Annotated in this window: 26 protein-coding genes; 15 read left to right on the forward strand and 11 right to left on the reverse strand. The window is 68.1% G+C overall.

Features of this window, described 5'->3' with window-relative positions; genetic code table 11:
* Window positions 1–41 precede the first annotated feature (41 nt).
* The gene (locus tag HPC46_RS08325; protein WP_179468896.1) at window positions 42–1,262 is read right to left on the reverse strand and encodes a class I SAM-dependent RNA methyltransferase; all 1,221 of its coding nucleotides are present in this window, start codon (window positions 1,260–1,262) and stop codon (window positions 42–44) included.
* Window positions 1,237–3,240: an APC family permease gene (locus HPC46_RS08330; protein ID WP_179468676.1), complete on the reverse strand. Its 2,004-nt coding sequence runs from the start codon at window positions 3,238–3,240 to the stop codon at window positions 1,237–1,239. Before HPC46_RS08330 ends, HPC46_RS08325 begins: the two co-directional genes overlap by 26 nt.
* Before the next feature lie 78 nt (window positions 3,241–3,318).
* Here HPC46_RS08330 and HPC46_RS08335 point away from each other — a divergent pair, with 78 nt between their 5' ends.
* Both HPC46_RS08335 and HPC46_RS08340 read left to right on the forward strand, forming a co-directional pair.
* Window positions 3,319–3,996, forward strand: coding sequence for a potassium channel family protein (locus HPC46_RS08335; protein ID WP_179468677.1), 678 nt, complete (start codon window positions 3,319–3,321; stop codon window positions 3,994–3,996).
* Between the two features lies 1 nt (window position 3,997).
* Entirely contained in the window at window positions 3,998–4,681 is a 684-nt protein-coding gene (locus HPC46_RS08340; RefSeq protein WP_179468679.1) for a potassium channel family protein, read from the forward strand.
* A gap of 37 nt (window positions 4,682–4,718) precedes the next feature.
* Here the strand turns inward: HPC46_RS08340 and HPC46_RS08345 are convergent, their stop codons facing one another.
* The gene (locus HPC46_RS08345) at window positions 4,719–5,429 is read right to left on the reverse strand and encodes a DUF3159 domain-containing protein (RefSeq protein ID WP_179468681.1); all 711 of its coding nucleotides are present in this window, start codon (window positions 5,427–5,429) and stop codon (window positions 4,719–4,721) included.
* On the reverse strand, window positions 5,426–5,797 hold the full coding sequence (locus HPC46_RS08350; protein ID WP_005145730.1) for an OB-fold nucleic acid binding domain-containing protein: 372 nt from the start codon (window positions 5,795–5,797) through the stop codon (window positions 5,426–5,428). Before HPC46_RS08350 ends, HPC46_RS08345 begins: the two co-directional genes overlap by 4 nt.
* Window positions 5,798–5,939: 142 nt before the next feature.
* Here HPC46_RS08350 and HPC46_RS08355 point away from each other — a divergent pair, with 142 nt between their 5' ends.
* Entirely contained in the window at window positions 5,940–6,677 is a 738-nt protein-coding gene (locus HPC46_RS08355; RefSeq protein WP_179468683.1) for an alpha/beta fold hydrolase, read from the forward strand.
* Here the strand turns inward: HPC46_RS08355 and HPC46_RS08360 are convergent, their stop codons facing one another.
* The gene (locus HPC46_RS08360; protein WP_407665479.1) at window positions 6,678–7,472 is read right to left on the reverse strand and encodes a DUF3710 domain-containing protein; all 795 of its coding nucleotides are present in this window, start codon (window positions 7,470–7,472) and stop codon (window positions 6,678–6,680) included. It abuts the gene before it with no gap.
* Window positions 7,469–7,933 (reverse strand): dUTP diphosphatase, encoded by a 465-nt coding sequence (dut, locus tag HPC46_RS08365; RefSeq protein WP_179468687.1) that lies wholly within the window; start codon window positions 7,931–7,933, stop codon window positions 7,469–7,471. Before dut ends, HPC46_RS08360 begins: the two co-directional genes overlap by 4 nt.
* 25 nt (window positions 7,934–7,958) lie before the next feature.
* Between dut and HPC46_RS08370 the strand changes: the two genes are divergently transcribed.
* Window positions 7,959–8,435 (forward strand): DUF3093 domain-containing protein, encoded by a 477-nt coding sequence (locus HPC46_RS08370; RefSeq protein WP_179468689.1) that lies wholly within the window; start codon window positions 7,959–7,961, stop codon window positions 8,433–8,435.
* Window positions 8,436–8,494: 59 nt separating this feature from the next.
* Here HPC46_RS08370 and HPC46_RS08375 read toward each other — a convergent pair whose 3' ends face one another.
* Entirely contained in the window at window positions 8,495–8,797 is a 303-nt protein-coding gene (locus HPC46_RS08375) for a DUF4193 domain-containing protein (RefSeq protein WP_005145714.1), read from the reverse strand.
* A gap of 169 nt (window positions 8,798–8,966) precedes the next feature.
* Here HPC46_RS08375 and cei point away from each other — a divergent pair, with 169 nt between their 5' ends.
* Entirely contained in the window at window positions 8,967–9,617 is a 651-nt protein-coding gene (gene cei / locus HPC46_RS08380) for an envelope integrity protein Cei (RefSeq protein WP_179468691.1), read from the forward strand.
* Between the two features lie 4 nt (window positions 9,618–9,621).
* Here the strand turns inward: cei and HPC46_RS08385 are convergent, their stop codons facing one another.
* Window positions 9,622–10,470: an inositol monophosphatase family protein gene (locus HPC46_RS08385; RefSeq protein ID WP_325096597.1), complete on the reverse strand. Its 849-nt coding sequence runs from the start codon at window positions 10,468–10,470 to the stop codon at window positions 9,622–9,624.
* A gap of 81 nt (window positions 10,471–10,551) precedes the next feature.
* Between HPC46_RS08385 and ppgK the strand changes: the two genes are divergently transcribed.
* The 4 genes from ppgK (at window position 10,552) to HPC46_RS08405 (ending at window position 15,218) form a co-directional block, all read left to right on the forward strand.
* Window positions 10,552–11,331, forward strand: coding sequence for a polyphosphate--glucose phosphotransferase (gene ppgK / locus HPC46_RS08390; RefSeq protein ID WP_179468693.1), 780 nt, complete (start codon window positions 10,552–10,554; stop codon window positions 11,329–11,331).
* Between the two features lie 175 nt (window positions 11,332–11,506).
* The gene (locus tag HPC46_RS08395; RefSeq protein ID WP_407665480.1) at window positions 11,507–13,036 is read left to right on the forward strand and encodes an RNA polymerase sigma factor; all 1,530 of its coding nucleotides are present in this window, start codon (window positions 11,507–11,509) and stop codon (window positions 13,034–13,036) included.
* A gap of 249 nt (window positions 13,037–13,285) precedes the next feature.
* Window positions 13,286–14,725 carry a hypothetical protein gene (locus tag HPC46_RS08400; protein WP_179468697.1) on the forward strand — a complete coding sequence of 480 codons (1,440 nt, stop codon included), beginning with the start codon at window positions 13,286–13,288 and terminating at the stop codon, window positions 14,723–14,725.
* Window positions 14,726–14,816: 91 nt separating this feature from the next.
* The gene (locus HPC46_RS08405; RefSeq protein WP_325096598.1) at window positions 14,817–15,218 is read left to right on the forward strand and encodes a RidA family protein; all 402 of its coding nucleotides are present in this window, start codon (window positions 14,817–14,819) and stop codon (window positions 15,216–15,218) included.
* Here the strand turns inward: HPC46_RS08405 and HPC46_RS08410 are convergent.
* Entirely contained in the window at window positions 15,170–15,535 is a 366-nt protein-coding gene (locus tag HPC46_RS08410; RefSeq protein ID WP_179468702.1) for a DUF952 domain-containing protein, read from the reverse strand. The genes HPC46_RS08405 and HPC46_RS08410 overlap by 49 nt on opposite strands.
* A gap of 161 nt (window positions 15,536–15,696) precedes the next feature.
* On the opposite strand from HPC46_RS08410, the gene HPC46_RS08415 reads away from it, so the two are divergent.
* Window positions 15,697–15,888, forward strand: a complete 192-nt coding sequence (locus tag HPC46_RS08415) for a DUF7455 domain-containing protein (RefSeq protein WP_108059338.1) — start codon at window positions 15,697–15,699, stop codon at window positions 15,886–15,888.
* Between the two features lie 60 nt (window positions 15,889–15,948).
* Window positions 15,949–16,944, forward strand: a complete 996-nt coding sequence (locus HPC46_RS08420; RefSeq protein ID WP_179468704.1) for a YihY/virulence factor BrkB family protein — start codon at window positions 15,949–15,951, stop codon at window positions 16,942–16,944.
* On the opposite strand, the gene HPC46_RS08425 is transcribed toward HPC46_RS08420, so the two are convergent.
* On the reverse strand, window positions 16,931–17,170 hold the full coding sequence (locus tag HPC46_RS08425; protein ID WP_036425466.1) for a DUF3039 domain-containing protein: 240 nt from the start codon (window positions 17,168–17,170) through the stop codon (window positions 16,931–16,933). The genes HPC46_RS08420 and HPC46_RS08425 overlap by 14 nt on opposite strands.
* 59 nt (window positions 17,171–17,229) lie before the next feature.
* Here HPC46_RS08425 and HPC46_RS08430 point away from each other — a divergent pair, with 59 nt between their 5' ends.
* The 3 genes from HPC46_RS08430 to HPC46_RS08440 all read left to right on the forward strand — a co-directional run bounded on the left by HPC46_RS08430 (window position 17,230) and on the right by HPC46_RS08440 (window position 19,561).
* Window positions 17,230–17,643, forward strand: a complete 414-nt coding sequence (locus tag HPC46_RS08430; protein WP_179468706.1) for a DUF3099 domain-containing protein — start codon at window positions 17,230–17,232, stop codon at window positions 17,641–17,643.
* 117 nt (window positions 17,644–17,760) lie between these two features.
* Window positions 17,761–18,750 carry a sigma-70 family RNA polymerase sigma factor gene (locus HPC46_RS08435; RefSeq protein ID WP_325096599.1) on the forward strand — a complete coding sequence of 330 codons (990 nt, stop codon included), beginning with the start codon at window positions 17,761–17,763 and terminating at the stop codon, window positions 18,748–18,750.
* Window positions 18,751–18,871: 121 nt separating this feature from the next.
* On the forward strand, window positions 18,872–19,561 hold the full coding sequence (locus tag HPC46_RS08440; RefSeq protein ID WP_179468708.1) for an iron-dependent transcriptional repressor DtxR: 690 nt from the start codon (window positions 18,872–18,874) through the stop codon (window positions 19,559–19,561).
* Between the two features lie 6 nt (window positions 19,562–19,567).
* Here the strand turns inward: HPC46_RS08440 and HPC46_RS08445 are convergent, their stop codons facing one another.
* Complete coding sequence (locus HPC46_RS08445) at window positions 19,568–20,626, reverse strand: DUF4192 domain-containing protein (protein WP_179468710.1); 1,059 nt, start codon at window positions 20,624–20,626, stop codon at window positions 19,568–19,570.
* A gap of 181 nt (window positions 20,627–20,807) precedes the next feature.
* Here HPC46_RS08445 and sthA point away from each other — a divergent pair, with 181 nt between their 5' ends.
* Entirely contained in the window at window positions 20,808–22,220 is a 1,413-nt protein-coding gene (gene sthA, locus HPC46_RS08450) for a Si-specific NAD(P)(+) transhydrogenase (RefSeq protein WP_179468712.1), read from the forward strand.

The raw sequence follows: 22,220 nt of genomic DNA on the forward strand, positions 1-22,220 counted from the left end.
AGTCGCCGGTGATCGATCTCACTGGGCGGTGCGCACCGGCGTCAACGCGTCAGAACCGCGATGCACTCCACGTGATGGGTCAGCGGAAACGAGTCGAACACCCGCAGCTCCTCGACGGCGTAGCCGTGCCCGCGGTACAGGCCGATGTCGCGCGAGAACGAAGCGGCCTCGCAGCCGATGTGGATCACCCGCGGCACTCCGGCCTGGGCGAGCAGGTCGATGATCTCGCGCCCAGCCCCCGATCGAGGCGGGTCCAGCACCGCGATATCGGCGCCTTCGCGCTGCGTGGCCAGCGCCCGGCGCACCGAGTCGGTGAGCACCTCGACGCCAGGCAGGTCGGCCAATGCCGTGCGCGCCGCCGCGGACGCCGCGCGTGAGGTGTCCACCGTCAGCACCCGGCCAGTGTCCCCGACCGCGTCGGCCAGCACGGCTGCGAATAATCCGGCGCCGCCGTACAAGTCCCACGCGGTCGCCCCGGCGACATCCTGCGCCCAGCCGGCCACCAGCGCGCTATAGGTCGTGGCGGCGTCCCGATGCGACTGCCAGAAACCGGTGACCGGCACCTTCCACACACGCGGGCCGACCCGCTGCACCGCGTCGAATTCACCTTCGGCGCGGTGACCGCGCCGCTGCTGTTTGTTGTTGCATACGACGTGGCGGGTGCCGTCGTCGTCGGCGACCACGTGCACCTGGTCGCCCGGCTTCCAGCGTGATCCGTCCAACCCGTCGACCAGGCCGTCGCGCAGCTGGCCGCAATGCAGATCGGTGACCAGGTCGGCACTGTGGTAGCGGTGAAAACCCGCACGGCCGTCGGCATTCACGGCCAGCCTCACCCGGGTGCGCCAGCCGCGGGCCGCGCCGTCGCCCAAGGGCTCGGCCAATCCTTCCCACGCGAAGTCACCGAGCCGGGCCAGCTGGTTGGCCACCACCTGACCCTTGAGCACGCGGGCCGCCTCGGGCGCAGCGAACGCCAGATCGCAGCAGCCGGCCTTACCGACGCCGGCGATCGCGCACAGCGACTCCACTCGGTCTTGCGATGGTTCGAGAACCTCGATTGCCTCAGCGTGCCAATAGGATCCGCGGTCGCCGGTGACTCTCACCCGCACCACCTCGCCGGGCAATGCGTAACGGACGAACACCACGCGTCCCTCATGGCGCGCCACACAGCTGCCCCCGTTTGCGGCCGCGCCGGTTGTGAGCACCAGCTCGACCGAATCCCCCTGCTCCACTATCGAGTCACTCCAGAAAGCCTCGGCGCACATCGCCAGGCGCGTTCTGCTCATGCAACTCGCTCACCCGCTCCGACGAATTGAGCTGCCACGGAACCGAAGTCACCATCACGTTCGGCATGAACAGCAACCGGCCCTTGAGCCGCAACGCACTCTGGTTGTGCAACACCTGCTCCCACCAGTGCCCGACAACATATTCGGGGATGAACACGGTCACCACCGTGCGTGGAGCTTCCTTGCTGATCCGCTTGACGTAGTCCAGCACCGGGCGCGTCACCTCCCGGTACGGGGAGGCAACGACTTTCAGCGGGACGGTGATGTCGCTGTCCTCCCATTTGTGCACCAGCTGGCGGGTCTCGGAATCGTCGACGTTGACCGTGATGGCCTCCAGCACGTCGGGCCGGGTGGCCCTGGCGTAGGACAGCGCGCGCAAGGTCGGCATGTGCAGTTTGGAAACCAGCACCACGGCGTGGTTGCGGCTGGGCAGCACCACATCGCCCTGCTCGGCCTCCTGCTCGGCCAGCTCCCGCGCCACGGTGTCGTAGTGCTTGTGGATCGCCTTCATCAGAATGAAAAGGCTTGACATGGCCAGTATTGCGATCCAGGCGCCGGCGACGAATTTGGTGACCAGAACGACGATCAACACGGCCCCGGTGGAGATGAAGCCGATCGTGTTGATCACCCGCGAACGCATCATGTGCCGACGCGCCCGCGGATCGGTCTCGGTACGCAAGTGCCGCGTCCAGTGCCGGACCATGCCGATCTGGCTGAGCGTGAACGACACGAACACGCCCACGATGTAGAGCTGGATCAGCGCGGTGACTTCGGCGCGGAACGCGACGACGAACGCGATCGCCGCCGCCGCCAGGAACAGGATGCCGTTGGAGAAGGCCAGCCGGTCACCGCGGGTGTGCAGCTGCCGCGGCAGGAACCGGTCCTGGGCCAGGATCGAGCCCAGCACCGGGAAGCCGTTGAACGCGGTGTTGGCGGCCAGGACCAGGATCAGCGCGGTGACACCGGTGATCAGCCACAGGCCCAGCGGGAAACCGGCGAACACGGTGTCGGCCAACTGGGCCACCAGCGTCTTCTGGTGATATCCCGACGGCGCCCCGATGAGCTGCTCCTCGGGCCGCTCGGCAACCTTGGCACCGGTCTGGATAGCCAGCAGGATCATTCCGATGAACAAGGTGATCGCGATGCCGCCCAGGAGCAGCAGCGTCGTCGCGGCGTTCTTGGACTTCGGCTTACGGAACGCGGGCACACCGTTGCTGATCGCCTCCACACCGGTCAGTGCCGCACAGCCGGACGAGAACGCCCGCGCCACAAGGAACACCAGCGCGAACCCCATGACGTCGCCGTGCTCGGAATGCAGTTCGAAATGCGCCGACTCGGCCTCCAGGTGGTCACCGAGCACGTAGATCTGGAAGAAGCCCCAGATGAGCATGATGAACATGCCGACGATGAACGCATACGTCGGGATGGCGAACGCGGTGCCCGACTCCCGGATGCCGCGCAGGTTCACCGCGGTCAACAACATGATCGCGGCGACGGCGAAGGCCACCTTGTGCTGGGCGATGAACGGGAACGCCGACCCGATGTTCGACATCGCCGAAGCCATCGACACCGCGACGGTCAGCACATAGTCGACCAGCAGCGCGCTGGCCACCGTCAGACCCGCGGTCGGGCCGAGGTTGGTGGTCACCACCTCGTAGTCGCCGCCGCCGGACGGATAGGCGTGCACGTTCTGCCGGTAGGACGCCACCACCACAAGCATCACCACCGCGACCGCCACCCCGATCCACGGCGCCATCGTGTAGGCGGACAGTCCCGCCACCGAGAGCACCAGGAAGATCTCCTCGGGTGCGTAGGCCACCGAGGACATGGCGTCGGAGGCGAACACCGGCAAAGCGATCCGCTTGGGCAGCAGCGTGTGGCTCAGCTTGTCGCTGCGGAACGGCTGCCCCAGGACCAGCCGGCGGGTGGCGGTCGAAAGCTTAGACACGAGTGCCAAGACTAGGCCCATGGCCGTTTGGCTGTAGCGTTCCCCATACGGTCGGGTCGGCGCAGGACTGAGTCGAGAGGACGCCAGGTGCGGGTAGTGGTGATGGGGTGCGGCCGGGTAGGCGCGTCGCTGGCCGACGCGCTGTCCCGGATCGGCCACGAGGTGGCGATCATCGACCGGGATCCGACGGCGTTTCACCGGCTCTCCCCGGACTTCTCCGGCGAGCGCGTGCTTGGCATGGGATTCGACCGAGAAGTGCTGCTGCGCGCGGGAATTCAGGATACCGATGCATTCGCCGCGGTGTCCTCCGGCGATAATTCGAACATCATTTCCGCGCGGGTGGCCCGCGAGACGTTCGGAGTGCAGCGGGTGGTCGCCCGCATCTACGACGCCAAGCGTGCCGCGGTCTACGAGCGCCTGGGCATCCCGACGGTGGCGACCGTGCCCTGGACGACCGACCGGCTGCTGAACGCGCTCGTGCGCGACACCGAGACCGCCAAATGGCGTGATCCGACCGGCACGATGGCCGTCGCGGAGGCGACACTGCACGAAGGCTGGGTCGGGCACCGGCTCACGTCCCTCGAGGAAGCCACCGGCGCGCGCGTCGCCTTTGTGATCCGGTTCGGCACCGGAATCCTGCCCGAGCCCAAAACCGTCGTCCAGGCCGGCGATCAGGTCTACATCGCGGCGGTGTCCGGGCGCGCCGCCGAAGCGCTGGCGATCGCCGCGCTCCCGCCCGGCCCGGACGTCGGAGAGGGGCACTGAGATGGGCGACAAACGGCTCAAGGTCGCGATCGCCGGGGCTGGCGCGGTCGGCCGCTCGATCGCCCGCGAACTGCTCGAGAGCGAGCACGAGGTGACGCTCATCGAGCGCAACGCCGAACATCTGGACGTCGACGCCATCCCGGCCGCGCACTGGCGGCTCGGAGACGCCTGCGAGATCAGTCTGCTGGAGTCGGTGCACCTGCATGATTTCGACGTCGTGGTCGCCGCCACCGGCGACGACAAGGCGAACGTGGTGCTCTCCCTGCTGGCCAAGACCGAGTTCGCGGTGTCCCGCGTGGTGGCCAGGGTCAACGACCCCCGCAACGAGTGGCTGTTCGACGACTCGTGGGGCGTGGATGTCGCGGTGTCCACCCCGCGAATGCTGGCCTCGCTGGTGGAGGAGGCGGTCGCGGTGGGCGATCTGGTGCGGCTGATGCAATTCCGTCAGGGTCACGCCAACCTCGTCGAGATCACCCTGCCCGATGACACGCCGTGGGGCGGCCGGCCGGTACGCAAGCTCGTCCTGCCGCGCGACGCCACGCTGGTGACGATCCTGCGCGGCACGCGGGTGATCGTGCCCGAAGCAGACGAGCCTCTGGAGGGCGGCGATGAACTGTTGTTCGTCGCGGCGCCCGAGGTGGAAGACGAGCTGCGGAATACCGTGCTGACGGCGGCGAGCAGCTAGGTTCGGCGGGCTGGAGCGAAGCGACCCGGGGATGTGCTCAGTCGGCGGCCGGCGCGGCACCGGGGACATTGTGCCCGGCGTGCCCGGCGTGTATCGCCCGTTGGGCGACGCGGATCGCCAGGTAGGTGACCAACGCGGCGACCGCCGTCAGCGGCCAGCCCATCGAGATGCGGGCCACCCCGAGCCAGCCGGTCTGGTCGAGGTCGTACAGGTGGCGTTGCACCACGAACCGCGACGCGAACACCAGTACCCAGGTCAGGGTCGCGATGTCGAAAGCCAGTACCGCGCGCCGGTTACCGCGCCAGGTGCGGTCGTGGCTTTGAATCCAGCTCCAGGCGTAGCCGACGATCGGCCGGCGGATCAGGACCGACACCGCGAACACCGACGCCCAGATCAACGATGACCAGATGCCGAGTAGGAAATAGCCCTTCGATGCCCCGACAATCCAGGCGATCAGCGCGCTGATCCCGACGCCGATGAAGCCGGAGATGGCGGGCTGCACCGAGTCGCGGCGGATCAGGCGCCACACCAAGATCAGTCCGGCGACGCCGAGCGCGGCGTAGATGGCGGGCATCAGGCCGAATGCGGAGTTGACGGGTACCAGCACCGCGACGGGTAGCGCGGAGTAGATCAGGCCGCTGATGCCGCCCATCTGGGCCAGCAACGCCTGCGCCGGCGTCTTCTCAGGAGGCGACTCGACGTCCTCGGAGTGTGGGGACCGATCGCTGTCCTCGACGGGAAGACTCAAGTCTGGATCTCGTAATGCGGGTTGTAGATCGCCTTGGCACCGTTCTCCAGCGTGCCCAGCCGGCCGCGTACTCGCAGAGCGCGTCCCGATTCGATTCCGGCGATTCGGCGCTGTCCCAGCCAGACCAGCATCACGGTGTCGGTGCCGTCGAACAACTCGGCCCGCACCCCGCCGGCGCACCCCTTGGCATTCGTCTCGACACTGCGCAGGGTCCCCACCATCGTGACTTCCTGGCCGCGCTGGCAATCGATTGCTCGCTGCGCTCCGGTGCCCGCGGCCTCGTCGGTGAGCTCTTCGACATCGCGCTGCTCAGGATCCTCCGTCAACCGACGGGTGAGACGGCGGACAAAACTTTCGGCCGTAGCCATGGCCTCTCCTGATACTTCAGCGGATCACAATGCCAACGCAACGGTAGACCTGTTGGTTCCGCGACGCCATCTCGCGTGCCCGCGCTGCCACATGGCATACCCGCGGCAGCCCTTGCTAATCCGCCACAGGCAGGATCATGAGATGACGATCACATTCCGCGGCACCACGGCGGTGCTGCTGCCGGGCACCGGTTCCGACGACGACTACGTCTACCGGGCGTTCGCCGGGCCGTTGCACGCGGTCGGCGCGGTGGTGACGACGCCACCGCCGCAACCGGCCCGCCTGGTCGCCAGTTACCTCGAAGCACTCGACAATGCCGCCCGTCAGGGCCCGATCATCGTCGGCGGGGTATCCATCGGGGCGGCGGTGACGACCGCGTGGGCCCTGGCCCACCCCAGCCATGCGGTGGCCGTACTGGTCGCGCTGCCGGCGTGGACCGGTGCGGCGCCGTCGGCTCCGGCCGCCCTGTCGGCCCGGCACACCGCCCACCAGTTGCGCACGGCCGGCCTGGTCGCCACGACCGCACAGATGCGGGCGTCGAGCCCGGCCTGGCTGGCCGACGAGCTCACCCGGAGCTGGCTGGGCCAATGGCCCGAATTGCCCGATGCGATGGAGGAGGCCGCGAGCTACGTCGCACCGAACATCACCGACCTGGAACGGCTGAGCGTGCCGATGGGCGTGGTCGGCGCGGTCGACGACCCGATCCATCCACTGGAGGTGGCGCTGGAGTGGGTGTCGGCGGCGCCGCGCGCGGCGCTGCGCACGGTCAGCCTCGACGACTTCGGCCCCGACCCGTCAGTGCTGGGGGCGGCGTGTCTGGCGGCCCTCGACGAAGCGAGCGGGTTCGGCGGGCTGCAGCGAAGCAACCCGGGGGTGTGATCAGCCGCCGGTGCTGGAGCTGCGCAGCTGCTGCATGGCCGAGCCCGACGCGCTGCGCCGCTCGGTCGGCGGCTGGCCCTGCGCCTGTTGCTCCTGTACCAGTGCCTGTTGGGCGGCAACCATCTGCGCCTGCTGGGCGGCGGCCTGCCGCAACTGCTCGAGCATCGGCTCGGGCAGCTGGACCGGTAGTGGCGTGCGCACCGGCAGCGGCGTGTCACCGCGTCGTACGACGGTGTCGCCCAACGCTTCTCGTGCCTCGGCAACGAGGTTCTCCATGGCTTCCGGTGCGCCGTTGACCACGCAGCGGATCATCCAGCGGTAGCCGTCGACCCCGATGAAACGCACCACACCGGCGCCGATACCGACCACCTCGCGCCCCCACGGGCCGGACTGGATGGACACCTGGGCGTTGTCCTTGCGCAGCGAGTCGGCCAGCTCTTTGGCCACTTCGCGCCACAGGCCCGGCGACTTCGGTGCCGCGTAGGCAGCGATGGTGAACCGCCCGTTCGGCGTGACCACCCACACCGCGCTCGGAACGCCAACCTCGTTCAGCTCCACCTGAATCTGGCCGGCCGCGGGCATCGGCACCAGCACGGAGCCCAGGTCCAGGCGCGCCTCCAGGGCGTCGTCGGGGTTGTCGAAATCCTCGACATCGAAAGGGCCGCCGTCATAGTCGGCGTCGACCTCGTCGACCTCGTCGGGCTCGGCGGCCGAGGCCGCTTCCGGGACCTCGGCGGCGGGCGTGTCGTCCGCAGGGGTCGCAGGTTCGTTCTTACGTCTGCCGAATGCCATCACAAACTCGCATGTCCGCCGGAGGATCCGTAGCCGCCCACGCCACGTGTGGTGTCAGCCAGTCCGGCCTCGTCGAACGAGGCCACCTCGACCAGCTCTGGGAGTTCGACCCGCTGAACCAGCAGTTGAGCGATGCGGTCACCGCGCCGGATAGTGATCGGCGTGGTGGGGTCGAGGTTGATCAACGACACTTTCACTTCGCCGCGATAGCCGGCGTCGATCGTGCCGGGGCTGTTGACGATCGAAAGTCCAACGCGCGCAGCCAAACCGGAGCGCGGGTGAACCAGGCCGACCATGCCGTGCGGGATCGCCACCGCGATCCCGGTGCCCACCAGGGCACGGTGGCCAGGCGCCAGGTCGACGTCGTGCGCACTGAACAAATCCACACCCGCGTCGCCATCGTGGGCGCGGCTGGGCATCGGGAGATCGCGGTCGAGGCGAACCACCGCGAGACTGGTCGGCACGATGCCACAGACTACCCTTGGCCGCGTGTCCGGTTCGCGTGTGACCTCGCAAACCGTGCGGTACCGCGAGCGGCTCTGGGTGCCGTGGTGGTGGTGGCCGCTCGGCCTGGGGCTGGCAGCACTGATCGCCAAGGAAGTCACCATGGGTGTGCGCACGCTGCCCGTCTGGCTGCCCTACTCGCTGCTGGGCGCCGTCGCGGTCGGCGTATTGCTGTGGCTGAGTCGCACCGAGGTCCGGGTGGTCACCGATGGAGCCGACGTCGAACTGTGGGCCGGTCAGGCCCACCTGCCCATGTCGGTGGTGTCGCGCTCGGCGGAGATTCCCCGTACGGCCAAGTCGGCGGCGCTGGGCCGCCAACTCGATCCGGCCGCCTACGTCGTGCACCGGGGCTGGATCGGCCCGCTGGTCCTGGTCGTCCTCGACGATCCGGACGACCCGACGCCATATTGGCTGGTCAGCGCCCGCCACCCCGATCGGGTGCTGTCCGCGCTGAGGACCTGATTGTCCCGCTCCTCCTCAGCCAGGCCCCTCGGCAGCATCGTCGCGGGACGGGAGCTGAGCTACGCGGCGCAGTCCGTGCAGATCATCACGCCGTTCTTGTCGCTGGCGAGCCGGCTGCGGTGATGCACCAGGAAACAACTCGAGCAGGTGAACTCGTCGGCCTGTTTCGGAACAACCCGGACTGACAACTCCTCGCCGGACAGGTCAGCGCCCGGCAGCTCGAAATTCTCGGCGGAATCGGTTTCGTCGACATCGACAACGGCCGACTGCGCCTCGTTGCGGCGTGCCTTCAGCTCCTCGAGCGAATCCTCAGAGACCTCGTCGGTCTCGGTGCGCCGTGGGGCGTCGTAGTCGGTAGCCATCTCTTGTCCCCTCCAAACCTCAGCATGGCTTTGTATCAGCGTCGAACGGATCCACCAAACAATTCGTGCCCAGATCACCCATATCTGCGTGTGATTTACGTCACACAGATTGATCTGGTTCAACGGGCGTGTTCCGCGGGCCCCCACCCACTGCCTCTAGAGTGCATCCGTGGTCGCTCAAATCACAGAGGGCACGGCCTTCGACAAGAACGGTCGTCCGTTCCGTCGGCGCAACTACCTGCCCGGAATCATCGCCCTCGGCGTCATGTTCGCGATCACCGCCGTGGTGTGGGCGTTCGTGCTGACCCGCCCGGTCGACGTGCGCGAGGCGGCGACCTGCAACCCGCCGCCACCGGCCACCGACCCGGCCGCCCCCAAGCTCGGCGAACAGGTGTCGCACGCCTCGATGCTCGACGTCGCCCCGGCCAAGCTCGTGGACACCAAGATCCGGGTTCTCAACGCCAGCGGCCAGGGCGGTCAGGCCGGCGAAGTCGCAGGCGCCCTGCGGGACCTCGGCTTCGCCCAGCCCACCGCGGCCAACGATCCGATCTATGCCAGCACCCGGCTGACCTGCCAGGGCCAGATCCGCTTCGGTTCCAGCGGCCGGGCCGGTGCGGCAGCGGTCTGGCTGGTGGCGCCCTGCGTCGAGCTGTTCCAGGACGACCGCAAGGACGATTCGGTGGATCTCGCGATCGGCACCGACTTCACCACGCTGGCGCACAGCGACGACATCGACGCCGTGCTGGCCGGCCTGCGCCCGGATGCCACCGAAACCGCCGACTCGGCGCTGGTGACCAAGATCCACAACGGCACCTGCTGAGCGGCTATGGCAGCGGCCGTAAGCCTCCGGCGCGTTCCAGCGCCTCGCTGAGCGCGGCCGCGATACCGGGCGCCGCGGCCACCGCCAACCCGCCTTCCTCGTCGACGGGCGGCAGCTCCACCAGCGCGCCCGCTTCGGCCGCGATGAGCGCCCCGGCCGCCCAGTCCCAGACATGCAGGCCGTGCTCGTAGTGAGCGTCGAGGCGTCCCGCGGCGACCAGGCACAGATCCAGTGCCGCCGACCCGATCCGGCGGATGTCCCGTATCTGCGGCAGCAGCCTGGCCAGGATCTCGGACTGTTCGGCGCGCCGCTGCGGGGCGTAACCGAACCCGGTGCCCACCAGCGCCATCGACAGCTCGGTCACCGCACTGCAGCGAAGGGTTCGGCGCTGCCCGTCGCGCTGCACGTGGGCACCGTGACCCGCGGCCGCCGAGTACACGTCACCGCTGACCACATCGACGACTGCCCCCGCGACCGGCACGCCGCCGAGCTGTGCGCCGATCGAAATCGCGTACGCCGGAATGCCGTAGACGAAGTTGACCGTCCCGTCGATCGGGTCGATCACCCAGCAGACTCCGGCGTCCGCACCGACCGCCGGACCGCCGCCCTCCTCGCCGAGGATCGCCTCACCGGGCCGTAGTGCGGCCAGCCGATCCCGCACGAGCAGTTCGGTTTCGGTGTCCACAATGGTCACCGGGTCGGTTGGCGTGCTCTTGGTGTGGACTGATTCCGAGCCGAACGCGTCGCGCTCGTCGCCGAGGATCTCGCCGCGCCGGCGGCGGACGAATGCGGCGGCTTCGGCGGCCAACTGCTCGGCCACCTCCCGTAATTGCTCAGGCCGGTTGTCGGTCACCGGCTTATCGCAGCACAGAGGGGCGCACAGCCACTAGTGTGGGCAATCGCGCAGACCGCCCGCCTCGCCGAGGAGCAGCCCATGCCAGAGACCGAACCTCCCACCCCCGGACAGAATCACGGCTTCGGGGTCGACGTCGGCGGCAGCGGGGTCAAGGGCGGCGTCGTGGATCTCGACACCGGCAAGCTCGTCGGGGACCGCTTCAAGATGCTCACTCCGCAGCCCTCGACGCCCGAAGCGGTCGCGGCGACCGTCGCCGAGGTGGTGCGGCACTTCGGCTGGACCGGACCCCTGGGCGTCACCTACCCCGGCGTGGTGGTCAACGGAGTCGTGCAGACCGCGGCCAACGTCGACAAGGGCTGGATCGGCACCAATGCCGCCGACGTCATCAGCGCCGCGCTGGGCGGCCAGCACGTCACCGTGCTCAACGACGCCGACGCCGCCGGTCTGGCTGAGCAACGGTACGGTGCCGGGCGCAACAAGCCCGGCGTCGTCGTGTTGCTCACGTTCGGCACCGGAATCGGCTCGGCAGTGATTCACAACGGCCAGTTGCTGCCCAACACCGAGTTCGGCCACCTCGAGGTGGGCGGCAAGGAGGCCGAGCACCGCGCCGCCTCCTCGGTGAAGGAACGCAAGGACTGGAGTTACGACCGGTGGACAGAGGAAGTCACGAAAGTGCTGGTCAGCATCGAGAATGCGATCTGGCCTGACTTGTTCATCGCCGGCGGCGGCATCAGCCGTAAGTCCGAGAAGTGGATACCGCTTCTGAAAAACCGGACCCCCGTGGTTGCCGCGGAACTGCAGAACGAGGCGGGCATCGTCGGCGCGGCGATGGCGGCTCAAGCCGACGTCACACGCTGATTTTCACCGCTCGGCGCGGTAGATGCGCTCACTGTCGTTACAATGGTCGACGGCGGCCGCCTACCGGATAGCGGCGAGTATCCGCAAACCGAGATCCACGCCAACAGTCCTCATAGCCGACGCTATCGGTGGAGCCCTGCGCCCACCGAGAGCCAGCACGACCGAAAGGGTGTACGTGGCAGCGACGAAAGCAAGCCCGGCAACCGAAGAGCCGGTGAAGCGCACCGCCACCAAGACTCCCGCGAAGAAGCCGGCGGCCAAGGCCGCCAACGGTTCCGCGCCCGCCAAGCGCGCCACCAAGGCGGCGCCCCGCGCCGCCGCTGCGGAAGCCGGCGATTCCGAGATCCTCGACGAGACGGCCGCCCCGGCCAAGGCCCGCGCCGCGAAGGCGCCCGCCAAGAAGGCGGCCGCGCGCGGCCGCAAGAAGGACACCGTGCCCGCCGAGGGTGCCGCCGATGGCGATGCTGAACTCGGCGCCGATGACGAACTCGACGGCGACCTCGACGTCGACCCCGAGCTCGAGGTAGTCGACGACGATCTGGTCCTCGATGATCTCGAGGACGTCGCCGACGACGACGCTGAGGAACCCGCCGACGACGAGGCCGAGGACGGCGAGGAAACCGTCGCCGTGGCCGCCAAGAAAGCCCCCGCCGCCGAGGGCGACGCCGCCGACGACGAGGACATCTCCGAGCCATCGGAGAAGGACAAGGCCTCCGGCGACTTCGTGTGGGACGAAGAAGAGTCCGAGGCGCTGCGACAGGCCCGCAAAGACGCCGAGCTGACCGCGTCGGCCGACTCGGTCCGCGCCTACCTCAAGCAGATCGGCAAGGTCGCGCTGCTCAACGCCGAGGAGGAGGTCGAGCTCGCCAAGCGGATCGAGGCCGGCCTCTACGCCACCCAGCTGATGGCCGAGAAGACCGACAAGGGCGAGAAGCTGCCAGTGCAGCAGCGTCGCGACATGCAGTGGATCTGCCGCGACGGCGACCGCGCGAAAAACCATCTGCTGGAAGCCAACCTGCGCCTGGTGGTGTCGCTCGCCAAGCGCTACACCGGCCGCGGCATGGCGTTCCTGGACCTCATCCAGGAAGGCAACCTCGGTCTGATCCGCGCGGTGGAGAAGTTCGACTACACCAAGGGCTACAAGTTCTCCACGTACGCAACGTGGTGGATCCGGCAGGCGATCACCCGCGCGATGGCCGACCAGGCCCGCACCATCCGCATCCCGGTGCACATGGTCGAGGTCATCAACAAACTCGGCCGCATCCAGCGCGAGCTGCTTCAGGATCTGGGCCGCGAGCCCACTCCAGAAGAGCTGGCCAAGGAAATGGACATCACGCCGGAGAAGGTGCTGGAGATCCAGCAGTACGCACGTGAGCCGATCTCGCTGGACCAGACCATCGGCGACGAGGGCGACAGCCAGCTCGGCGATTTCATCGAGGACAGCGAGGCCGTCGTGGCCGTCGACGCCGTCTCCTTCACGCTGCTGCAGGATCAGCTGCAGTCGGTGCTCGAGACGCTCTCCGAGCGCGAAGCCGGCGTGGTGCGGCTGCGATTCGGCCTGACCGACGGCCAGCCCCGCACCCTCGACGAGATCGGACAGGTCTACGGCGTGACCCGCGAGCGGATCCGCCAGATCGAGTCGAAGACCATGAGCAAGCTGCGCCACCCCAGCCGGTCTCAGGTGCTGCGCGACTACCTGGACTAGGGGACACAAGGCCTTGGTAAAGCCTTGCAGCACAAGGCATTTGCGGGATTGCTTCGCAACGGTAGATCGCGCAGCCCACCGCGAACCCTCTCCCGGCGAATCTCTCTTCGTCGGCGTCAAATTCCCGTGGGCGGCGGTACTCGGGTGCCATGATCGACACGGTCAGCTCAACCCAGACCTCCAGCCGAAGGGGTTCCCGTGTCTCCACGCTCTGCTTCGCGGCGGAATTTCTCCGTCTCAAAACCAGCCGTGTGCCTCACCATCGGAGCCGCGTTCGCCGGCGCCGGCCTGCTTCTGACCACTGCGGGTACCGCACAGGCTGCCCCGGCCGAGGCGTCCACGCCGAGCGGCCTGCGGTGTCTGATGACGAACACGGAGTGCCCTTCCGGCAGTCAGACGGCCACTGCCGACACCATCTCCCCCACCGCGCTGGCTGCGGCCGTGAGCAACATCTCCATCCGCGACGTTCCCGTCATCGGCATCTTCATCGGCAACGGCGCCGACGCCCAGCCAGGTTGCGTCGGTGCCGCGTGCAACGGCGGTAACGCCGGCCTGCTGTTGGGCAACGGGGGGAACGGCCTCGACGGCGGCAACGGCGGAGCGGGCGGCTTCTTCTTCGGCCGCGGTGGGAACGGCGGGGCCGGTGTCACCGGCACCTCAGCCACGATTCCCGGTGACGACGGCGGGCACGGCGGCAACGGCGGCAGCGGCGGCGCCGGTGGCTTCTTCTTCGGGCGCGGCGGCGACGGCGGAGCGGGCGGCGTCGGTGGAGGCGGCGGCAACGGAGCCAACGACACCCCGACATTCGGCGGAACCGGTGGCGACGGTGGCAACGGTGGGGATGGCGGGGCAGGCGGACGAGGGGGGTTGTTCGGCCTCTTCGGCCTTGACGGCAACACCGGCAACGGCGGCGACGGTGGGACCGGCGGCGCCGGTGGCGGCTCATTCACAACAGAATTCGCCGGCGTCGGCGGCAACGGCGGCAGCGGTGGCAACGGCGGCCAACTCGGTGGCCGGGGCGGCACCGGCGGCCAGGGCGGCACCGGCAAAACCGGCGGGGACGGCGGCAACGGCGGCCAGGGTGGTACCGGAGCTACCGGCGGCGCTGGCGGCACGGGCGGTGCAGGCGGACTGGCATCCGAAGGTAATGGCGGCCCGGCCGGCAACGGCGGCCAGGGCGGCACCGGCACCCAGATCGGTGGCGCCGGCGGCAACGGCGGCTACGGCGGCACCGGCGGTCCGGGCGGTAACGGTTTCGACGGCGGTGCCGGCGGCTCGGGCGGCACCGGCGGCCAGGGCGGCACCGGAGCTACCGGCGGCACCGGCGGCACGGGCGGCACCGGAGGCTTCGGCGGCGTGAACTTCGACTTCGGACAGACCAATACCGCCGGCGCCGGCGGCACCGGCGGCACCGGAGGCAGCGGCGGTCTGGGAACGGTGAAGTCCGGCGGACGCGGCGGTACCGGCGGCACCGGCGGCTTTGGCGGCAACGCCGAAAACGGACAGACGAACGTCGGCGGCGCCGGCGGCACGGGCGGCGCCGGCGGCACGGGCGGCTCCGGCGTCAACGGCGCCAACCCGGGCGACACCGGCGGCACCGGCGGCCCGGGCCAATCCCAATCCGGCGGCGTTGGCGGCCATGGCGGCACCGGGGGCGCGGGCGGCGAGGGCGGCGCGGGCACGAACTGATCGACGAGAACTCACGTCGCAGACCATCCGCGACAACCGGGGCGAAAAACTCGGATGCGCGGGCGCGTTACACCCGCCTACCCTGACCGGCGTGACCGATCGGGTGAACCTCTCCTCGGAATCCGCCTACGAGGCTGAGGTCGGGTACTCGCGTGCGGTGCGGACGGGTGCGGTCATCGCCGTCTCCGGCACGACGGCCCCGGGCACCGATATCGCCGAACAGGCCCGAAATGCGTTGCACCGCATCGAGAAAGCGCTTTCGGAGCTGGGCGCCGCCCGGTCCGACGTGATCCGCACCCGAATCTTCGTCACCGACATCTCGCGCTGGCGCGACGTCGGTGCCGTCCACGCCGAGTTCTTCGGAGCCATCCGCCCCGCCGCCACCATGGTCGAGGTGGCCGCCCTCATCGAGCCCGGGCTGCTGGTCGAGATCGAGGCCGACGCCTACGTCGAGGTCGCGAACGGCGGAAACCGGCCATCCGAACCGGGCTGATACCGGGTGACGTTCATTACCGCAGCCGTGGGCAGCCGACCGTACAGGTGCGGGAACCTCATCGACTCCAGATCCGTTGGCACTCCAGGTTCCCATCGCACGGGTGCGTCCAGCCCTTGCGGGTCGATGTGCAGCAGAACCAGGTCCGTCCGGCCGGCGTAGAGCCGGTTGGCGGGCAGGTGCACCTGCTCACGCGTCGACAGGTGGATGAATCCGACTTCGCTCAACGATGGGGGGCAAAGTTCGCCGACGGCCTCGGCGGCGTCCCATTCCCGCTGTCCGCACAGGTGGAGTAAGAATTCCGGATTCGGGTACATACGACCACACTGCACCACCCGCAACAGGACAGGGCGTGAGACACGACACAGCGTTAAACCCCCGGGGAACAAGGCCGAAACAGAGAACGTCTGAGACAGTGGAGATACGTGACGGTGGCACCGAATCACCGAAGCGCTGAGCACCTTACGGAGGAGCCCAAATGAACGCGACCCTGACCAGTCCCGAATTGACCAAGGCTGATCGCTGCGACCGCTGTGGTGCGGCCGCCCGGGTCCGCGCCAAGCTCCCTTCCGGTGCCGAGCTCCTGTTCTGCCAGCACCACGCAAACGAGCACCAGGCCAAGCTCGTCGAGTTGGCCGCGGTGATCGAAGTCGCAGCGTCGGAGGCATAACCGCAACTCACGGCCACGTCGCTGGGCAGGACTGCCGTCGTCAGGAATGCTGGTCTGGTCATGACTGACCAGCCTGCGAAGCCCTCGCGCCATCACATCTGGCGAATCTCGAAACGGACACTGTCCAAGAGCTGGGACGACTCGATTTTCTCCGAGTCGGCCCAGGCGGGGTTCTGGTCGGTCCTGTCGCTTCCCCCGCTGTTGCTGGGAATGCTGGGCAGCCTGGCCTACATCGCGCCGCTGTTCGGGCCGGACACCTTGCCGACCATCGAGAACCAGCTGATCAACTTCGCCAACAGCTTCTTCTCGACGAACGTGGTCAACGAGATCATCGAGCCGACCGTGCACGACATCGTGCAGGGGGCGCGCGGCGAGGTGGTCTCACTGGGTTTCGTGATCAGCTTGTGGGCCGGCTCGTCAGCCATCTCGGCCTTCGTCGACTCGGTGGTGGAGGCCCACGACCAGACGCCGCTGCGTCATCCGGTGCGGCAGCGATTCTTTGCGCTGGGGCTCTACGTGGTGATGCTGGTCTTCGTCATCGCTGCCGCGCCGTTCGTCGCACTCGGCCCGCGCAAGATCTCCTCATACCTGCCCGACAGCTGGGACAACATCCTGCAGTACGGCTACTACCCCACCTTGGCGCTGGCCCTGGTGCTGGCGGTGACCATCCTCTACCGGGTGTCGCTGCCCAAGCCGTTGCCCACGCATCGCCTGGTGTGGGGCGCAATCCTGGCGACGACGGTGTTCGTGATCGCCACGATGGGCCTGCGGTTCTATCTGACCTGGATCACCAGCACCGGCTACACGTACGGGGCGCTGGCGACACCGATCGCGTTCCTGCTGTTCGCGTTCTTCCTCGGCTTCGCGATCATGATCGGCGCCGAACTCAATGCCGCGATCGAAGAGGAGTGGCCGGCCCCGACCCCGCACGCCGACCAGGTGCGCAGGTGGTTACAGCGCAAGGCGAAGTCGTTGGGCGACAAGGACGTCGACGCTGACGAGCAGGCGCCGCAACCCGAAGGGCCCGAAGCGAAGGCGCCGGTCAGCCCTTCTTGAGGCTCTCGTAGACACGCTTGCAGTCCGGGCAGACCGGCGAGCCGGGCTTGGCCGCACGGGTCACCGGGAACACTTCACCGCACAGCGCGACGACGTGGGTTCCCATGACCGCACTCTCGGCGATCTTGTCCTTCTTGACATAGTGGAAGACCTTCGGCGCGTCGTCATCGGTGCCGTCGTCGACGCGTTCGTCGGTGTCGGTGCGCTCGATCGTCTGGGTCTGCATGACAGACATTGTGCCCGGTCGAGCCACGGCGCGAAACCGGCCTGCATAACGGCCGACGAATGTGGAACAGTGGACGTATGAAGCGTGAGCTGGGATTCGACGACGACGGTCGGCCCGTGCTCATCACCGCCGCCTCGACGCCCTACGAAGAGCAGCATCGCGCGCGGGTGCGGAAGTATCTGACGATCATGTCGTTTCGAATCCCGGCGCTGATCCTGGCGGCCGCCGCCTATGGGCTGTGGCACAACGGACTGATCTCGCTCGCGATCATCGCGGTGTCGCTGCCGTTGCCGTGGATCGCGGTGCTGATCGCCAACGACCGCCCGCCGCGGCGGGCCGAGGAACCGCGTCGGTTCAACGACACCGGACGCCGCAACCAGCTGTTCCCCCGCGCCGAGCGGCGCGCGCTCGAACCCGGGATCTCCGCGACGCAACCGCATTCAGCCGGTGGCGCCGAGCCCGGTTCCCGCTGACCGCCTGCGCGGTCGTTTCTCAGGACATTCTCAGGGCTCCGCCGTATTCCCGCACGTCAGAGGGTGTGAGAAGGCGACGCCGCGGGAACTCTTTGCTCCGATCGCACGTTGGACCGTGTGACAGTTGCAGCCGATCAGGAGGCCACCATGGCAAATGCCACCACCAGCCGATTTGACAGCGACCTGGACGCCCAGAGTCCAGCCGCGGACCTGGTGCGCGTGTATCTGAACGGCATCGGCAAGACCGCTCTGCTGACCGCCGAGGACGAGGTCGAATTGGCCAAGCGCATCGAAGCGGGCTTGTTCGCCGCCCATCTGCTGGAGACCCGCAAGCGCCTGTCCGACAACCGCAAGCGTGACCTCGCGATCATCGTCCGCGACGGCCAGGCCGCCCGCAGCCATCTGCTCGAGGCGAACCTGCGCCTGGTTGTCTCGCTGGCGAAGCGCTACACCGGCCGCGGTATGCCCCTGCTGGACCTCATCCAGGAGGGCAACCTGGGCCTCATCCGGGCGATGGAGAAGTTCGACTACACCAAGGGGTTCAAGTTCTCGACCTACGCGACGTGGTGGATCCGTCAGGCCATCACCCGCGGCATGGCCGACCAGAGCCGCACCATCCGGCTGCCTGTGCACCTGGTGGAGCAGGTCAACAAGCTGGCGCGGATCAAGCGTGAGATGCACCAGAGCCTGGGCCGCGAAGCCACCGACGACGAACTGGCCGAAGAGTCCGGTATCCCGGTCGAGAAGATCAACGACCTGCTCGAGCACAGCCGCGACCCGGTGAGCCTCGACATGCCGGTCGGCAGCGACGAAGAAGCCCCGCTGGGTGATTTCATCGAGGACGCGGAAGCCATGTCGGCCGAGAACGCCGTCATCGCCGAGCTGCTGCACACCGACATCCGCCATGTGCTGGCCACGCTGGATGAGCGTGAGCAGCAGGTGATTCGGCTGCGCTTCGGCCTCGACGACGGCCAGCCCCGCACCCTCGACCAGATCGGCAAGCTCTTCGGCCTGTCCCGGGAGCGGGTCCGCCAGATCGAACGCGAAGTGATGTCCAAGTTGCGCAACGGAGATCGAGCCGATCGGCTGCGTTCCTACGCCAGCTAATTAAGCAACCCCCTTAGCGTGCCCGTCGGCGATGCCGGCGGGCACGCTGCTGTGGGCGATGGTGTTGCACAACCATTTCCCCAGCTCGCCAAGTAGACTCGGACCCGACGAAGGGTGCCCCATGAACGACCTGGTCGATACCACCGAGATGTATCTCCGCACGATCTACGACCTCGAAGAAGAGGGTGTGATCCCGCTGCGCGCACGCATTGCGGAGCGGCTGGATCAGAGCGGTCCGACGGTCAGCCAGACAGTGGCGCGCATGGAGCGCGACGGCCTGCTGCATGTGGCCGGTGACCGGCACCTCGAACTGACCGAGAAGGGCCGTGGGCTGGCCGTTTCGGTGATGCGGAAGCACCGCCTGGCCGAGCGGCTGTTGGTGGACGTCATCGGGTTGCCGTGGGAGGAGGTGCACGCCGAAGCCTGCAAGTGGGAGCACGTGATGAGCGAGGACGTCGAGCGCCGCCTGGTGCAGGTTCTCGACGACCCCACTGTGTCCCCGTTCGGCAACCCGATCCCGGGCCTGTCGCTGCTGGGGCTGGACATGAACCAGCGCGAGGATGCCCACCTGGTGCGACTGACCGAGCTGCCGCCGGGCACCCCGGTCGCCGTGGTTGTCCGCCAGCTGACCGAACACGTCCAGGGTGATGTGGAACTGATCGGCCAGCTCAAAGACGCGGGCGTGGTGCCCAACGCCCGCGTGCAGGTCGAGAACAGCGCCGTCGGCAGTGTGACGATCGTGATCGGTGGTCACGAGAACGTGCAACTCCCCCACGAAATGGCTCACGCGGTCAAGGTCGAGAAGGTCTAGCCCAGCTCACACGGCGCGGCGGCCGTACGAGCGCCGCGGGGGAAGCCGGACCCCGAGCTGTTTGGCCAGCCGATACCCGGTGCTGGCCAGCTCCCGAATCTGCTCGGGTCGCAGACCGGACTGCAGCGCGGTGTCGAGCATGCCGGCCATCCGATGCTCGGGATCGCTGCGCAGCGCCGCCTCCAACGATAGGCCGGCCAGCGGGCCGTCACCCCGGGCATAGGCCGAAAAGGCCAGTAGCACAAGCGCTTCAATTCGCCACGGCTCGGGAAGCGTGCGCGCCAGCAGTGCCCATAACGCCTCGGCCCGCGCGGCGTCGGCGCCGACGGCCAGCGCATACAGCGTGTCGCGAACGGCGACGTCGCCCAGCGCGCAGGCCAGCCCCGCCAGCTCGGTGTCGTCGAGTTCCCCGCCGTCGCATACCCGGGCACTGAGTGCCATCGCCGCCTCCACATCGCGACGGCCGCACCCGTCGGGATCGGTGCGCCAGTCCACTTCCCGCGCCTCGCCACGATCGGAGATGACCGGAACCAGTGCCGCACTGCGCCGTTCGTCGGCCACCGCGATCACCGCCTGCAGGTCGGAGCGCCGCCGATACAGCCGTCGACCGTCGAGGACCGCAGCAGCCGCCAGCGGAGAGGCCATCGGATCCTCCACCGCACCGTTCGCCCCGCACCCGTCGACGCAATGCCAGCGGCCCCCGGCCTCGATCCGGTCGACGACGTGGCCCGCGTAGAGCTCCATGTCATGTGCCGACAGTGCCGTCGTCAGCTCGTCACACAGCTCGCGGTAGTCCTGGTTGCACATCGGGCACCCCGCGCCCTCGGCATCCACGATCACCGCTACCACCCTGTCCGCGCCCGACGCCGACGCGATCTCGGCGAGCTGCGTGAGATCACCGTCGAGGGCCTTGGCCAGGTCGAGGCGCATCACAGCACCCATCTCGCCGTGCTCGAGGGACATTAGGACCAGCGATTGTTCCGGCACGAAGCCGAGGATGGCGGGCAGGGCGGCAATCATGGCGCCGGGGCGGGTGATGCGGTGGTCGGGTTCGTGTGTGGTCATGGCAGTGACGCTGTCAATCGGCACCGTCGGGACCGCCTCGACCGCGCACCGAGGAGACCCGTCCTGTGGATGAAATCGGGACTGGGGATCAGCACCGATGCTCGGTCAGAGCGGATTTGTTCATGTCGTATTGACATCGTCGGCATGCGAGATTCGGCAAACCGGCGTACACCTTGTCCTCATGGGTTTGGAATACGACCTCGTCGTCATCGGATCGGGACCTGGCGGCCAGAAGGCCGCCATCGCCGCGGCCAAGCTCGGCAAGTCGGTGGCCGTCGTCGAGCGGGGCACGATGATCGGCGGGGTGTGTGTGCAAACCGGGACGATTCCGTCCAAGACACTGCGTGAGGCCGTCCTCTACCTGACCGGTATGAGCCAGCGCGAACTCTACGGGGCCAGCTACCGGGTCAAGGACAAGATCACCCCTGCAGATCTGCTCGCCCGCACCCAGCATGTGATCGGCAAAGAAGTCGACGTGGTGCGTAACCAGTTGATGCGCAACGGCATTGAGCTCTACATCGGCCGCGGCCGGTTCGTCGACGAGCACACCGTCGAGATCGAGGACCCCAGTCGCGCCGAGCACATCACCATCAGCGGCCGCTACGTCATCATCGCCACCGGCACCAAACCGGCCCGGCCCGCGGGCGTCGAATTCGACGAGAACCGGGTGCTGGACTCCGACGGCATCCTCGACCTCAAGACCATCCCGAGCTCGATGGTGGTGGTCGGCGCCGGGGTCATCGGCATCGAGTACGCCTCGATGTTCGCCGCACTGGGCACCAAGGTCACCGTCGTGGAGAAGCGCGATTCCATGCTGGACTTCTGCGATCCCGAGATCGTCGAGGCGCTCCGATTCCACCTGCGCGATCTGGCGGTGACGTTCCGGTTCGGCGAGGAGGTGACCGCCGTCGACGTCGGCTCGGCCGGCACCGTCACCACCTTGGCCAGCGGTAAACAGATCCCCGCCGAGACCGTCATGTACTCGGCCGGCCGACAGGGCCAGACCGACCACCTCAGCCTGGAGAACGCCGGCCTGGAGGCCGACAACCGTGGCCGGATCTACGTGGACGACAAGACATTCCAGACCAAGGTCGACCACATCTACGCCGTCGGTGACGTCATCGGCTTCCCCGCCCTGGCCGCCACGTCGATGGAGCAGGGCCGGCTGGCCGCCTATCACGCCTTCGGCGAGCCGACGGCCGGCATGAGCCTGCAGCAGCCGATCGGCATCTACTCGATCCCCGAGGTCTCCTACGTCGGGGCCACCGAGGTAGAGCTCACCAAGGACGCCATCCCCTACGAGGTCGGCGTGTCCCGCTACCGCGAGCTGGCCCGCGGCCAGATCGCCGGCGACTCGTACGGCATGTTGAAGCTACTGGTGTCCACCGAGGACCTGAAGGTGCTGGGTGTCCACATCTTCGGCACCGCGGCCACCGAATTGGTGCACATCGGCCAGGCCGTGATGGGGTGCGGCGGAACGGTCGAATATCTCGTCGACGCGGTGTTCAACTACCCGACGTTCTCCGAGGCCTACAAGACCGCCGCACTGGACGTGATGAACAAGCTGCGGGCGCTCAACCAGTTCCGCAAATAG

It is taken from the genome of Mycolicibacterium vinylchloridicum, from assembly GCF_013404075.1.
Classification (GTDB): Bacteria; Actinomycetota; Actinomycetes; order Mycobacteriales; family Mycobacteriaceae; genus Mycobacterium; species Mycobacterium vinylchloridicum.

Excerpts from the sequence above, each read along its gene's own strand:
- HPC46_RS08350 (WP_005145730.1), bottom strand. The coding sequence starts at position 5,797 with ATGGCTACGGCCGAAAGTTTTGTCCGCCGTCTCACCCGTCGGTTGACG.
- ppgK (WP_179468693.1), top strand. The coding sequence starts at position 10,552 with ATGCCAGAGACCGAACCTCCCACCCCCGGACAGAATCACGGCTTCGGG.
- HPC46_RS08440 (WP_179468708.1), top strand. The coding sequence starts at position 18,872 with ATGAACGACCTGGTCGATACCACCGAGATGTATCTCCGCACGATCTAC.
- HPC46_RS08410 (WP_179468702.1), bottom strand. The coding sequence starts at position 15,535 with ATGTACCCGAATCCGGAATTCTTACTCCACCTGTGCGGACAGCGGGAA.
- HPC46_RS08355 (WP_179468683.1), top strand. The coding sequence starts at position 5,940 with ATGACGATCACATTCCGCGGCACCACGGCGGTGCTGCTGCCGGGCACC.
- HPC46_RS08375 (WP_005145714.1), bottom strand. The coding sequence starts at position 8,797 with ATGGCTACCGACTACGACGCCCCACGGCGCACCGAGACCGACGAGGTC.
- HPC46_RS08445 (WP_179468710.1), bottom strand. The coding sequence starts at position 20,626 with ATGACCACACACGAACCCGACCACCGCATCACCCGCCCCGGCGCCATG.
- HPC46_RS08430 (WP_179468706.1), top strand. The coding sequence starts at position 17,230 with ATGTGGAACAGTGGACGTATGAAGCGTGAGCTGGGATTCGACGACGAC.
- HPC46_RS08425 (WP_036425466.1), bottom strand. The coding sequence starts at position 17,170 with ATGCAGACCCAGACGATCGAGCGCACCGACACCGACGAACGCGTCGAC.
- sthA (WP_179468712.1), top strand. The coding sequence starts at position 20,808 with ATGGGTTTGGAATACGACCTCGTCGTCATCGGATCGGGACCTGGCGGC.
- HPC46_RS08415 (WP_108059338.1), top strand. The coding sequence starts at position 15,697 with ATGAACGCGACCCTGACCAGTCCCGAATTGACCAAGGCTGATCGCTGC.
- HPC46_RS08420 (WP_179468704.1), top strand. The coding sequence starts at position 15,949 with ATGACTGACCAGCCTGCGAAGCCCTCGCGCCATCACATCTGGCGAATC.
- HPC46_RS08325 (WP_179468896.1), bottom strand. The coding sequence starts at position 1,262 with ATGTGCGCCGAGGCTTTCTGGAGTGACTCGATAGTGGAGCAGGGGGAT.
- HPC46_RS08340 (WP_179468679.1), top strand. The coding sequence starts at position 3,998 with ATGGGCGACAAACGGCTCAAGGTCGCGATCGCCGGGGCTGGCGCGGTC.